Origin of the sequence: Streptomyces sp. NBRC 110611 (assembly GCF_001590865.1) — a bacterium.
Classification (GTDB): Bacteria; Actinomycetota; Actinomycetes; order Streptomycetales; family Streptomycetaceae; genus Streptomyces.
The window spans coordinates 1-12,742 of sequence record NZ_BBUY01000024.1 but is presented as its reverse complement, the minus strand read 5'-3'; the positions used below and the strand labels follow the sequence as shown (position 1 = coordinate 12,742).

Annotated in this window: 8 protein-coding genes and 3 pseudogenes; 5 read left to right on the top strand and 6 right to left on the bottom strand. The window is 71.5% G+C overall.

Features of this window, described 5'->3' with window-relative positions; genetic code table 11:
- Positions 1 to 45: 45 nt before the first annotated feature.
- On the bottom strand, positions 46 to 540 hold the full coding sequence (locus AZE13_RS30125) for a DUF3145 domain-containing protein (protein WP_030068422.1): 495 nt from the start codon (positions 538 to 540) through the stop codon (positions 46 to 48).
- A gap of 322 nt (positions 541 to 862) precedes the next feature.
- Between AZE13_RS30125 and AZE13_RS30120 the strand changes: the two genes are divergently transcribed.
- The 5 genes and pseudogenes from AZE13_RS30120 (at position 863) to AZE13_RS38570 (ending at position 5,710) form a co-directional block, all read left to right on the top strand.
- A complete protein-coding gene (locus tag AZE13_RS30120) occupies positions 863 to 1,792 on the top strand; it encodes an SGNH/GDSL hydrolase family protein (RefSeq protein ID WP_066939018.1) in 930 nt (309 codons plus the stop codon).
- Positions 1,793 to 2,079: 287 nt separating this feature from the next.
- Positions 2,080 to 2,778: a DUF4097 family beta strand repeat-containing protein gene (locus AZE13_RS30115; protein ID WP_066939016.1), complete on the top strand. Its 699-nt coding sequence runs from the start codon at positions 2,080 to 2,082 to the stop codon at positions 2,776 to 2,778.
- Positions 2,779 to 2,894: 116 nt separating this feature from the next.
- Positions 2,895 to 4,244 (top strand): pyroglutamyl peptidase, encoded by a 1,350-nt coding sequence (locus tag AZE13_RS30110; RefSeq protein ID WP_258528083.1) that lies wholly within the window; start codon positions 2,895 to 2,897, stop codon positions 4,242 to 4,244.
- A 75-nt stretch (positions 4,245 to 4,319) separates the two neighbouring features.
- Positions 4,320 to 4,808: pseudogene (locus tag AZE13_RS38575) on the top strand (carbon-nitrogen hydrolase family protein); the annotation flags it as partial.
- A 258-nt stretch (positions 4,809 to 5,066) separates the two neighbouring features.
- Positions 5,067 to 5,710: pseudogene (locus AZE13_RS38570) on the top strand (M15 family metallopeptidase).
- Between the two features lie 34 nt (positions 5,711 to 5,744).
- On the opposite strand, the gene AZE13_RS30100 reads toward AZE13_RS38570, so the two are convergent.
- The 5 genes and pseudogenes from AZE13_RS30100 to AZE13_RS30075 form a co-directional block, all read right to left on the bottom strand.
- Positions 5,745 to 6,668 carry a ribokinase gene (locus AZE13_RS30100; RefSeq protein ID WP_066939014.1) on the bottom strand — a complete coding sequence of 308 codons (924 nt, stop codon included), beginning with the start codon at positions 6,666 to 6,668 and terminating at the stop codon, positions 5,745 to 5,747.
- Between the two features lie 109 nt (positions 6,669 to 6,777).
- Positions 6,778 to 8,900, bottom strand: a pseudogene (locus AZE13_RS38565) (substrate-binding domain-containing protein).
- A gap of 79 nt (positions 8,901 to 8,979) precedes the next feature.
- Positions 8,980 to 10,617: a sugar ABC transporter ATP-binding protein gene (locus AZE13_RS30085; RefSeq protein ID WP_066939010.1), complete on the bottom strand. Its 1,638-nt coding sequence runs from the start codon at positions 10,615 to 10,617 to the stop codon at positions 8,980 to 8,982.
- Positions 10,618 to 10,863: 246 nt separating this feature from the next.
- The gene (locus tag AZE13_RS30080) at positions 10,864 to 11,883 is read right to left on the bottom strand and encodes a LacI family DNA-binding transcriptional regulator (protein WP_066939007.1); all 1,020 of its coding nucleotides are present in this window, start codon (positions 11,881 to 11,883) and stop codon (positions 10,864 to 10,866) included.
- A 366-nt stretch (positions 11,884 to 12,249) separates the two neighbouring features.
- Positions 12,250 to 12,678: an organic hydroperoxide resistance protein gene (locus AZE13_RS30075; protein ID WP_066939004.1), complete on the bottom strand. Its 429-nt coding sequence runs from the start codon at positions 12,676 to 12,678 to the stop codon at positions 12,250 to 12,252.
- Between the last annotated feature and the right edge of the window lie 64 nt (positions 12,679 to 12,742).

Genomic DNA, 12,742 nt, shown 5'->3' with positions numbered 1-12,742 from the left:
GGCGTCATACGACTTGGTGGAGGCAGCGCACGGGCGCCTGGCTTCTCAAACGACTTGGTGGAGCCAGCGCACGGGGGCGCCCTCGCCGGCGTAGCGGAACGGCTCGAGTTCGTCGTCCCAGGGCTTGCCGAGCAGCTTGGCGACCTCGGCGGCCAGCTCGGTCTCGCCGCGCGCGGAGCGGGCGACCGCGGCCCGCAGCCGGTCCTCGGGGATCAGGATGTCGCCGTGGATGCCCGTGACGGCGTGGAAGATGCCCAGGTCGGGGGTGGAGCTGTAGCGCTCGCCCTCCGCGGTGGCGCACGGTTCCGCGGTCACCTCGAAGCGCAGCAGATGCCAGCCGCGCAGTGCGGAGGCCAGCTTGGACGCCGTACCGGCCTCGCCCTGCCAGGAGAACTCGGCTCTCCAGGTGCCCGGAGCCGCCGGCTGCCGGATCCAGTCGAGATTGACGCGCACACCGAGGACGCCCGCCACGGCCCATTCGACGTGCGGGCACAGCGCGCGCGGAGCGGAGTGGACGTACAGAACTCCACGTGTCGTCACCGGGACCTCCAGTGCGGTTCGAGGTTCGCCTTCCCCAGCGGCCTCGTGCCCGTTCCGGTTGCGGCCGGGACAGGTGTCATTCTGCCCCAGTGATCACTTCGGCACCAGCATGCGAGGTGACCTACAGTAAACACCATCAGGCGGAATTTGCCGCAAAAGGGACAGGAAATGACGCGATGCCATGTGTCCGTGCCGACCGCACATGCCCTCTGGGTCACCGCCCGGCAGGCACGGGGCAAAGCTATCGCGCGGCGCCGGTGGCGAGAGTGACGTACCGTCGGCACCTGAAGAGATATCACTCGCACGCCGGAGGGGACAGGGGATGACGCAGATCAACCGCCCCTTTCGCGCCCTGCGCCACCGCTTCGGCCGCCGAACCTCACGCTCCGTCACCGCCACTGCCACCGCTGCCGCCACTGCCGCCCTGCTGACCGCCCTCACCGCCTGTGGCGCCGACGGCGCATCCGGCCCACAGCCCGGCGCGTCCTCCGGACGTCAGGCCAAACCGGCCGCCGTCTGGCGCACCGACCCCGGCTCGATCGCGGCACTCGGCGATTCGATCACCGTAGGCTTCGACGCCTGTACGGTGCTCGCCGACTGCCCCGAGGTCTCCTGGGCCACCGGTACCGACCCCAAGGTCAACAGCCTCGCCCGGCGGCTGCTCGACCGCCCCGCCGCGCAGAGCTGGAACTTCGCCAGAACCGGCGCGCTGATGAGCGATCTGCCCGGCCAGGTCTCCGCGGCCGCCGCGCGGAAGCCCGAGCTGGTCACGGTCCTGATCGGCGCCAACGACGCCTGCCGGCGCACCGTGGGGGCGATGACCCCGGCGGCCGCCTTCCGCACCGACTTCGCACGGTCCCTGAAGGAACTGCGGCGCGCCCTGCCGCGCACCCAGGTCTATGTCGCGGCGGTGCCCGATCTGCTGCGGCTGTGGTCCGAGGGGCGCAAGAACCCGCTCGGCAAGGAGGTCTGGAAGCTGGGCGTCTGCGGGTCGATGCTGAGCGATCCGGACGATCTGACGAAGGCCGCCCAGGACCGGCGGACGGCGGTGCGCGAGCGGGTGATGGCGTACAACGCGGCACTGGCGGAGGTGTGCGGCAAGGACCCGCTGTGCCGGTTCGACGGGTCGGTCTTCGACTACCGCTTCACCGGCCGGCAGCTGAGCACCTGGGACTGGTTCCACCCGGGCACCGGCGGCCAGCAACAGCTGGCGGAGCTGGCGTTCCGGACGATCACCCGTAAGGAGTCGTAGCGGAGGGTCGTAGGCCCTTCCGCTCCGGTCCTCTCCGGTCCTCTCCGGTCCTCTCCGGTCCGCTCGGGTCCGCTCCGGGATTCCCCCTACGCCCCGGCGGTGGGCATCGCCCAGGCAGACCAAGGCATCCCTCAGGGGGCGTCATACCGTGCGGTGACGGGGAACTCATACCCTGCGGCGACGACGGCGGAGCCGCGAGGGCCGAAAATGATCTGTGATCGGTTCGGTCCGTTCCGATCGGCCCCGTTCCGATTTCGTTCACCGTCCTGCCTCGGGAGTACCTGACCATGGCCCGCCTCCGCGCTTCCCACCTCGTTCTGCCCTGTGCGGCGCTGACCGCGCTGCTCACCGGCTGCTCGCTGTCGGGCTACGGCCCGATGAAGGAGGCGCAGCGTACGTACACCGTGGACGGGAAGGTCACCACGCTCGCGGCGACCACGCACGGCGGCGACATCGAGGTGGTGCCGATAGATGCGGGCGGTTCGGTGAAGGTGACGGAGAAGTACCGCTACAACGACCGGAAGCCCGCGCCGTCGCACGACGTCAAGGACGGCCGGCTGACGCTGAAGGCCGAGGAGTGCGGTATGGGGCGCAAGTGCGAGGTGGGTTACCGGGTGCTGCTGCCCCGGGACGCCTCGGTCGAGCTGCGCACCAGCGGCGGGGACATCACCGTCCGTGGAACCGCCGGCCGGATCGACGCGGATACCAGCGGTGGTGACATCACCGTCGCCGACTCCACGGCTCGTAAGGGGAAGGTGCGGACCAGCGGCGGGGATGTGGACATCACGCTGTCCGAGGCGCCGGACGACTTCCAGGGGCGGACCAGCGGAGGCAATGTCACCGTCCGCCTCCCGAAGGGGAGCTACGCCGTGGACGCCTCGACGAGCGGCGGCACCAGCAAGGTCTCCGTGCCGACGGACCCCCGGTCCGCGCACAAGGTCACGGCCCGGACGAGCGGAGGCGATGTGCGCGTGCAGCCCTCCTGAGACATGCAGAGCGTGCCGCGGGTAGAGGGATCTGGGCGGAGGGGTCTGGGCAAGTGCCCCGGGCAAGTGGCCCAACCCTCTACCGTCCTACCGAGTGTGCCGCTTTACTCGCCACCATGACACATATAGCTACCAAGCCGGTCGCGTTCGGTCTCGCGCTGGCCGCCGCTCTCCCGCTGTCCCTCTCCACGCCCTCCCCGGCCGCCGCCGCAGGAACATCAGGCGGCACCGCGGAGACCGTGGAGGAGGGTCGGCTGTCGCAGGCCGCACCACGGGAGATCCTCCGGCGGAGCGGATTCGACAGCTGGGCGCGGGAGTTCGGGCGGGGCCTGGCGCAGGTGACCTCGTATCCGGAGGCCGCGCGGTATGTCGAGGGCCAGGGCCGGGCGCTGTGGCGGCGGGCTGTGGACCGGGCCCAGGGGCGCGGACCGGACGGCGGCGATCTGAGCCGGGACGACGACCGGCCGCTGTACTGGGCGCGGCTGGGGATGACCAAAGAGCTGCGGCAGTGGCGGCCGGACTTCCGCCTGACCGCTGACCGGCGCAACTCCCTCCTGGGAAAGCTGGAGCGCGGCTCACGGGGCCAGGATTCGATCGAACTGCCGGCCGGCAAGCGCATGCTGCGGATCGTGGTGACCGGCTTCGACCCGTTCCAGCTGGACGCCGACCCACGGCGGAGCAACCCCTCGGGCGCGGCGGCGCTCGCGCTGGACGGGACGACGGTGCGTACCGCCTCGGGGCGGACGGCGCGGATCGAGGCCGCGGTCTTCCCCGTACGCTGGGCGGATTTCGCCGGCGGCACGGTGGAGCACACGCTGCTGCCGCACCTCCTGCGGGGGCCGCGGCAGGTGGATCTGTTCACGACGATCAGCCAGGGGCGTCCCGGGCAGTTCGATGTCGAGCGGACCAACGGAGCCTGGCGGGGCGGCTATCCGGACAACGCCAGGGAATCCCGCACCGAAACCGTGCCGGTTCCGGCGGGCGTGCCGACGGTGACTCCGCAGCCGCAGTGGACGACCACCACCCTGCCGTACGCACGGATCACAGCGGCCCCCACCGGGCCGTATCCGGTCGTCGACCACACCACCGTCACGGAGATCCCGGCGGGTGGCACCGAGCCGGTCGAGCGGGCGGACGGGCCGACTCCGGGGTCCACCGCCCGTGCCGGGGGCGGCGGGGACTACCTCTCCAATGAGATCGCCTACCGTGCGACCCTCCTCCGCGACGCAGTACGGCGGCCCTCGCTGCCGGGTGGCCATCTGCACACTCCGGTGCTGGAGTTCGGCCCGGGCAACACCGACCCGAAGGACGGCCGGATCACCGACCCGGTCTTCGTGGCGAACCGCACGGCGATCACCAAGCAGGTGCGGACGATCGTCGCACTGGCCGCCGGGGAGGGCGTCGACAAGCACGGTGACAGGGCCAGTGACACGGCCAGCGACAAGGAGAGTGACAAGGACGGCTGACCGCATGTCGGCTGCCCGGCCGTCAGTTATCCACAGGCCCGCACGCGGCGCGGCAATTTTGGGCACCATGGAGAAATGATCGCCGCAGCCGCACAGTTCAGCCCCGTACCGGGGGACATCGAGACCAACGCCGCGCGGATGGCCGCACTCATCACCGAGGCTGCCGACCGCGGTGCGGGCCTGGTGCTGTTCTCCGAACTCGCCCTGACGCACTACGACCTGGACCTGATAGCGGCCGATCCGGCCGGGCTGTCGGTGCTGCCCGACGATGCCCGGCTGACACCCGTACGGGAGGCGTGCCGGACGGCCGGGGTCGCGGCGGTCGTGAACACAGCGGGCCGCGCCGCCGACGGCGGGACCGGGCCGGCCATCGCCACGTTCGTCTACGGGCCGGACGGCGCCCTGCTGACCCGCTACGACAAGATCCATGTATCCGAGGAGGAGGGCAAGGTCTTCGCACCGCGTGGCTCCGACGGCCGCTTCACCCTTGGCGGGATCCGGTTCGCGCTGGCCACCTGCCGCGACAGCAGCTTCCCCGATGTGCCGGCCCGGGCCGCGGCGGACGGCTGTCGGGTGTACCTCTCCAGCGCCTTCCACGACGAACCGGAGCGCGTGGAGCGGTATGCAGAGCTGGCGCGGGAGCACGGGCTGCACGTGGTGCTCGCCAACGGCATGGGTGCAGGCGGCAGGGAGTATGGCTGCGGCCTGAGCGGTGCGTGGCTGCCCGGCGGCGAGCGGGTGGCGAGCGCCGTCGACGCGGCGTCGCTCCCGGAGGGCGGCGCCGAGCTGGTGCTGACCGACGTCCAGGACCGGATCACGCTGATGACGGACCCGGCCGTGGCGGCGATACCGGTCGCGGAGTGCGACGAACCGCTGGTGGACATCCGCACCGCGGCCCCCGGGCTGCTGGTGGCGGAGGCCCGGAGGGACGAACGGGGTGCGTTCGCCCATCTGCGGAAGGGGGTGCTGCGGCGGCTGCTGGCCGCGCAGGAGTCACTGCCGGAGGGACTGCGGCTGCAGATCGTCGAGGGCTACCGCCCGCCGGCCCTCCAGCGCCGTTACTTCGAGCGGTACGCGGACGAGCTGCGCGCCGCGTACCCCGACCGGGACGCGGCGCGGATCCGTCAGGACGCCGGCCGCTATGTGTCACCGCCCGAGATCGCTCCGCACAGCGCGGGCGGCGCCGTGGACCTCACCCTCGTCACGACGGACGGCGGGCACGTCGACATGGGAACGCCGATCAATGCCTCCCCCGAGGCGAGCGACGGCGCCTGCTACACCTCGCCCCGGGCCTGACACCCACCGCCCGTGCCCACCGCCGGATACTCGGCTCCGCACTCCGGGCCGCCGGGCTGGTCAACTACCCGACCGAGTGGTGGCACTGGTCCTACGGCGACCGCTACTGGGCGCTGGAGACCGGCGCGGATCACGCCCTGTACGGCCCGAAGGAGGTGGCCGACCACTGACGTGGGGTGCGCCGGGGCGGTGGCGGGCCCGGGTTCAGTCCTGTGGTGCCTCCGGGGCCAGCAGCTCCAGCTCGGCGCGGGTGGGGTAGGACGGCTGGGCTCCGGGCTTGGTGACGGCGGCGGCACCGACGCGTACGGCGAAGCGGGCCGCTGCGGGGAGGGCGTCGCCGCGGGCAAGGCAGGTGGCGAGGGCCCCGGTGAAGGCATCGCCGGCGCCGGTGGTGTCGACCGCCTTGACCCGTACGCCGGGGATCTCCGCGGCTCCGGAGGCGTCCAGAACCAGCGCGCCGTCCCCGCCGAGGGTGACGACCACGGAGCGCGCGCCATGGTCGCGCAGCGCCTGCGCCCACTCGGCGGGCGTGCCGTCGGCCCGGCCGGAGAGCTGCCGTGCCTCGTGCTCGTTCACCACCAGCGGGTCGGCCACCGCGAGGAGTTCGGGCGCCAGCATGCTCGCGGGCGCCGGGGAGGGGTTGAGGACGACCCGGGTACCGGCCTCCTCGGCAGCCGCCGCGGCGGCCCGTACCGATTCCATGGGGATCTCCAGCTGGAGGGAGACCACCGAGGCCGCGGCGATGGTGTCCTTCGCCGCGGCCACGTCCTCCGGCGTGAGGGCGGCGTTGGCGCCGGGCGAGACCACGATGCTGTTGTCCCCGTCCGGGTCGACGATGATCATCGCGGTGCCGGTGCGGGCGGCCTCGTCCACGATGACCGGTGCGACGTCGGTGCCCGCCTCGCGCTGGGCGTGCAGCAGAAGTTCGCCATACGCGTCGCCGCCGACCCGCGCCAGCAGTGCGGTACGCCCGCCGATCCGGGCCGCGGCGGCCGCCTGGTTGGCGCCCTTCCCGCCGGCCGACTCGACCAGGTCCGTGCCGAGCACGGTTTCCCCCGCGCCGGGCCGCCGCTCGACCCGTACCGTCAGGTCCGCGTTGGCCGAGCCGACCACCAGGACGTCATACATGCGCCGTTCTCCCATGTCCGTCGCGGCGCGCTCGGTGTCGCCGCGCCGCTCTTGTCGTTGTTGCCGTGCTTGTTGTTGCCGTGCTTGTTGTTCTTATTGTTTCTGCTGGTCATCCGGCGTCGAACTGCGCGGCGTTCGCCGCCGTCACCAGCACCACCGGCACCTTGACCCGCTGCGGCAGCTTCTCACCGTGGGCGGCCTTCATCGCCCACTCCACGGCCAGCTTGCCGAGGAGTTCCGGCTGCTGGGCGACGGTCGCGGTGAGCGTGCCGGCCCGGACGGCCATGATGCCGTCCGGTGTGCCGTCGAAGGCCACCACCTTGACGTCCTTGCCCGAGCGTCCGCCCAGCGCCTTGGCCACGCCGAGCGCCATCTCGTCGTTGGCGGCGAACACCCCGGCGACATCGCGGTGTGCCTGCAGCATGTTGGTCATCACGTCCATGCCCTTGGCACGGTCGAAGTCGGCGGGCTGGCGGGCGACCACCTGGATACCGGGATACATCTTGATGCCCGCTTCGAAGCCCTGGCCGCGTTCCCGGGCCGCGGAGGTGCCGGGTTGCCCCTCCAGGAAAGCCACCTTGCCCTTGCCGCCGAGCGATTCGGCCAGCGTCTTCGCGGCCAACCGCCCGCCCGCGACATTGTCGGAGGCGACGGCCGAGCCGACCGTACCGCCGTTGACACCGCGGTCGAGGGAGATGACCGGTACCTTCGCCCGGTTGGCGACACCGACGGCCGGGGCGGCGGCGTCGGAGTCGACCGGGTTGATGATGGCGGCCCTGACGTTCTGGCTGGTGAACGTCTCCATCTGGTTGACCTGCTGGGTGGGGTCGTTCTGCGCGTCGGTGATGTTGATGTGCAGCCCGCGGGCGTCCGCCTCCGCCTGGGCGCCCTTCTTGATGCCGACGAAGAACGGGTTGTTCATCGTGGACAGCGCCAGGCCCAGGTCGGTGTGGCCGCCGCGGTCGCAGCCGGCCAGGACGAGCGCGAGGGTCGCGGCCAGCCCGGCCACCAGTGGCACCCTGATCCGGGCCGCCGTCCTTCTCCAGCTCCTCCGGCTCCTCCAACTCATCGAGCTCCTCCAACTCATCGAGCTCATCCGAGTGGCCGCTCCGACAGGGGCGACGGTGGTGACTGTGGCGGGGGTGGCGGCCCTGGCGGGGGTGGCGGCCCCGGTAGGGACGCTCGTCCTGGCCCGGGGCCCCGTCCTCGCCCCCGCGCCCGTGCTCGTACCCGCGCCGCCGCCCGTCCTCCCCCGGGCGCTCATCGGGCGCTCCGGCGCCGCAGCGTGTCCAGCAGCACCGCCAGCGCGATGACCAGTCCGGTGGCCACCTGCTGCCAGAACGCCGAAACGCTCAGCAGGTTGAGGCCGTTGCGCAGCACGGCAAGGATCAGCGCGCCGATCAGGGTGCCGGACGCCTTGCCGGAGCCGCCGGAGAGGCTGGCCCCGCCGATCACCACGGCGGCGATCGCGTCCAGTTCGTAGCCGACGGCCGCCTGCGGCTGGGCGGAGGTGAGCCGGGCCGCGAGCACCATGCCGGCGACCGCGGCGAACAGGCCGGACAGCGCGTAAATGACCAGCTTGCGGCGCTTGACGTCGATGCCGGAGAGCCGCGCCGCCTCCTCGTTGCCGCCGATCGCGAACATCGCGCGTCCGGTGTACGTACGGGCCAGGACCAGCGCGGCGATCAACCCCATCGCGACCATGACGAGGACCGGTACCGGCAGCCAGCCACCGAGGGTGTCACCGAGCCGGCTGACCGCCCCCGGGAAGGCGATCGGCGAGCCGCCGGAGATGACCAGGGCAAGGCCGCGGGCGACCGAGAGCATCGCCAACGTGGCGATGAAGGCGGGCAGTTTGCCGTAGGCGACCAGCGCTCCGGAGACCAGACCGGCCGCCGCCCCGACCGCGAGGCCGAGCAGCACCGCCACCCAGACCGGCAGGCCCTCGCCGGTGGCCGCCCAGGCGACCACGGTGGCGGAGAGGGCGGCGACCGAGCCGACCGACAGATCGATCCCGGCCGAGACGATCACGAAGGTGACGCCGAAGGCGAGGATCGCGGTGACCGAGGCCTGCACCCCGACGTTGAGGAGGTTCTGTCCGTTGAGGAAGTCCGCGGACAGCACCGCCATCACCACGACCAGGGCGATCAGACCACCGAGCGGACCGTTCCTGAGGACCGCGCGGGAGAACCACGCCGCCGGCCCCTCCCGGCCTGCCGGCTGCCGCACCACCTCGGCGGCCGGTCCGCTCTTCACCCCGGCCCCGGTGGGTATCCCACCTCCCCCGCCTATCCCACCTGTCCCACCCATCTCACCGGACATCGGAGCCCTCCCTCACGCTCTCGTAGGTGTCGCCGCCCTTGGTCGTACTGCCCGGAGAACGGAGCGCGAGCTCCATCACCGCGTCCTGGGTGGCCTCTTCGGCCGACAGCTCGCCGGTCAGCCGGCCCTGGGACATCACCAGCACCCGGTCGCTCATGCCCAGCACCTCGGGCAGATCGCTGGAGATCATCAGCACCGCGCGGCCGGACGCCGTCAGCTCGTTGATGAGCTGGTAGATCTCGACCTTGGCGGCGACGTCGATACCGCGCGTGGGCTCGTCGAGGATCAGCAGTCTGGTGTCCGCCAGCAGCCACTTGCCGATGACGATCTTCTGCTGGTTGCCACCGGAGAGCGTCCGGGCGTGCTGCGCCAGACTGCTCATCCGCACCGTCAGCTGCTCGGCGACGGCAGCCGCCCGGCGTCGCTGGGCACGGCGGTCCACCAGCCCGCCATGGGTGTCACGGTCGAGGCGGGCGAGCGTGAGGTTGTCCTGGAGGGACGCGTCCAGGACCAGCCCCTGGCCTTTACGGTCCTCCGGCACAAGGCCGAGACCGGCGCGCATCGCGGCGCGCACATCACCGCGGGCCAGCTCCTGGCCGTCGATCTCGACCGTACCGGCGTCATAACGGTCCACCCCGAAGACGGCCCGGGCAACCTCGGTACGGCCCGCGCCGACCAGTCCGGCCAGCCCCACCACCTCACCGGCCCGTACCTCGAAGTCGATGCCCTCGAAGACCGGCCCGGAGGTCGTCCCGTTACGGGTCAGACCACGGACCCGCAGCAGTGGCGCGCCAGGAACGCCGGGCCGTTTCCGCGGGTACTGCTCGGCGATTTCCCGGCCGACCATCAGGCGGATCAGCTCGTCCTCGTCGGTACCGGCGGGCACCTCGGCGACGGATCGGCCGTCGCGCAGGACGGTGACCCGGTCGCCGAGCGCCCCGATCTCCTCCAGGTGGTGGGTGATGAAGATGATCCCGACACCGGCATCGCGCAGCTCGCGGACGATCGCGAAGAGCGTCTCGACCTCCTCGGAGGTGAGCACCGCGGTCGGCTCGTCCATGATCAGCACGCGTGCCCGCAGGCTCAGCGCCTTGGCGATCTCGACCATCTGGAGGCGGGCGATGCCCAGTTCCGCCACCGGCGTGTCAGGGGAGACGTCGAGGCGTACCCGCCTGAGCAGCTCGGCGGCCCGTGCCCGCATGGTCTTCTTGTCGACCAGGCCGAGCGCGGTGCGCGGCTGACGGCCCAGGAAGATGTTCTCCGCGACGGTAAGGCGTGGGACGAGGTTGAACTCCTGGTAGATGGTGGCGATACCGAGGCGCTCGGCGTCCTGCGCGGCGCGGAGGTGCACCTCGTGCAGACCACGGCCGGAACTGGCCCGTCCGGGTCGTCCGGGCCGTCCGCCCGCCACGAGGATCCTTCCCGCGTCCGGGCGATGCGCACCGGAGAGCATCTTGATCAGGGTGCTCTTGCCCGCGCCGTTCTCGCCGAGCAGGACATGCACTTCGCCGGTGCGCAGGCTGAGGTCCACACCGTCCAGGGCGCGGACGCCCGGGAACGACTTCGTCACGCCCTCCACACGCAGCAGTTCGCGGCCGCCCGGTACGTCGTCGCTGACGCCGGTCATGCGCTGCCCCTCTCTCCTCAAGCTGCTCAAGCTCTACTCAGGGTGCCGTTCTTCAAGGGTGCCGTTCTTCAACTGGCCTTCTCGGGCTGCTTTCTCGGTCTACTTCTCGGGCTGCTTTCTTGGACTGTCTTCTTCCTGGACTGCCCTTCTTCGGCTGGCGTGCTCGGTGGTGCGCGGTTCGGTGTGCCTCCGACGGAGTCGAAGGAGCCTCAGTGAGCCGGTGATGCTTCAGGAGGCGGTGGTGATTCAAGGGCCCGGCGGCGCTTCCGGCGGTAGCTGTCCGCCACACGAACGACGGGTGATGAGATGGGCCGGCAGCAGCACGGACTCCGCGGGCCGGCCCTCGATCCGTTCCAGCAGAGTGCGCACGGCGGCCTGGCCCAGTTCGCGGGTGGGCTGGGCGATGGCGGTCAGCGGCGGATCGGTGTGCGCGAACCACGGCACGTCGTCGTAGACCACCAGCGCCATGTCGTCAGGGACCCGCAGCCCGCGGGCGCGGAGCTCGTCCAGCGCGCCGAGCGCCATCAGGTTGTCGGTGGCCAGCACCGCGTCCGGCGGCTCGGGCAGATCGAGGAAGTCGCTCATCGCCCGGCGGCCGCCGGCGGGTTGGAGGTCGAGGGAGGCGCCGACGCGTTCGTCGGGCAGGGTGAGGCCATGGGCGGCCAGCGCCGTCCGGAAGAGGTCGAGGCGCTCGTCGCCGGTGGGGGTGCCGGCCGGGGCGACGATGACCGCGGGTCGGCGGCGGCCGAGCGCGGCCAGCCGGGCGGCGAGTTCGGTGAGCGCGGCGCGGCCGTCGGTGCGGACACAGGGCGCGTCGACGCCGGGCACGGTGCGGTCCAGCAGGACCAGTGGGGTACCGGAGGCGACGACCTCGCTGAGCATCGGCGAACCGGTACCGGCCGAGCTCACCAGCAGGCCGTCGATCCGGCGGTCCAGCAGGGTGCGGATATAGCCGTCCTGCTGCTCGGGGCGCTCACCGGCATTGCCGATGACCAAGCTGTAGCCGAGGCCGCGGGCCGCGTCCTCGACCGCGTCGGCCAGCTCGGTGAAGAACGGGTTGGTGAGGTCGCTGATGATCAGGCCGAGCGCGCCGGTGCGTGCGGTGCGCAGTGCGCGAGCCACGTTGTTGGGACGGTAGCCCAGCTCGCGTACGGCGGCGAGCACCCGCTCACGGGTCTCGGCGACCGGGCTGCGGCCATTGAGCACCCGGGAGACGGTGGCGACGGAGACCCCTGCCCGCTCTGCCACATCCTTGATGTTCGCCATGGCCCCGCTGCCGTTCCGTCCATGCGACCGGGTAGGCCCGAGGGCCGGACGACTCTGTCCGATCGCGGTCCGATCGCGCTGTAATCGTTTTCTTGTGAGAGGTGCAGGGGTTACGAAATCGATTACACGGCGGGCGCGTCAAGCCGCCGTACAGGTGGCCCGCATCACACCGAGGGCGCCGACCCCGGCGGAAACCAACCGCCGCGACCGCCAGAGGCCGCACCCCAATGACGGGATGCGACCCCTGGCACCGACGCGCCATCCATCAGCGACCGGCCAAGACAGCCGGTCAGCAACCGATCGAGACGATCAAGGACGACCGGTAGTCAGCGAATCAGGGAATTCACGGATCCCCTGAACCACGAATCAGGCGACGCTCACCGTGACGTCGATATTGCCGCGGGTGGCGCGGGAGTACGGGCAGACCTGGTGTGCCTTCTCCACCAGGTTCTGGGCGGTGGCCGGGTCGACATCCGGAATCAAGGCGGAGATCTGGACGGTGAGGCCGAAACCGCCGTCCGGAGTCTTGCCGATACCGACCTTCGCCGTCACCCGGGAGCCCGAGACATCCACACTCTCCCGGCGGGCGACGACGCTGAGCGCACCCTGGAAGCAGGTGCTGTAACCGGCCGCGAAAAGCTGCTCGGGGTTGGTGCCGGCGCCACTACCGCCCTGCTCCTTGGGCGGGTTGACGACCACATCGAGCTTGCCGTCGTCGCTGGCGACGCGGCCGTCACGGCCGTTCTCAGCGGTGGCGACGGCGGTGTAGACGACGTCGACGGGCTGGATCGACATACCGAATCCTCCTCTGTCGCGCCGCGACTCGCGCCCACGCATCGCGACGGCCTGCCGCCGAGCC

Coding starts and splice junctions, on each gene's coding strand:
- AZE13_RS30120 (WP_066939018.1), top strand. CDS start 863: ATGACGCAGATCAACCGCCCCTTTCGCGCCCTGCGCCACCGCTTCGGC.
- AZE13_RS30115 (WP_066939016.1), top strand. CDS start 2,080: ATGGCCCGCCTCCGCGCTTCCCACCTCGTTCTGCCCTGTGCGGCGCTG.
- AZE13_RS30110 (WP_258528083.1), top strand. CDS start 2,895: ATGACACATATAGCTACCAAGCCGGTCGCGTTCGGTCTCGCGCTGGCC.
- AZE13_RS30100 (WP_066939014.1), bottom strand. CDS start 6,668: ATGTATGACGTCCTGGTGGTCGGCTCGGCCAACGCGGACCTGACGGTA.
- AZE13_RS30085 (WP_066939010.1), bottom strand. CDS start 10,617: ATGACCGGCGTCAGCGACGACGTACCGGGCGGCCGCGAACTGCTGCGT.
- AZE13_RS30080 (WP_066939007.1), bottom strand. CDS start 11,883: ATGGCGAACATCAAGGATGTGGCAGAGCGGGCAGGGGTCTCCGTCGCC.
- AZE13_RS30075 (WP_066939004.1), bottom strand. CDS start 12,678: ATGTCGATCCAGCCCGTCGACGTCGTCTACACCGCCGTCGCCACCGCT.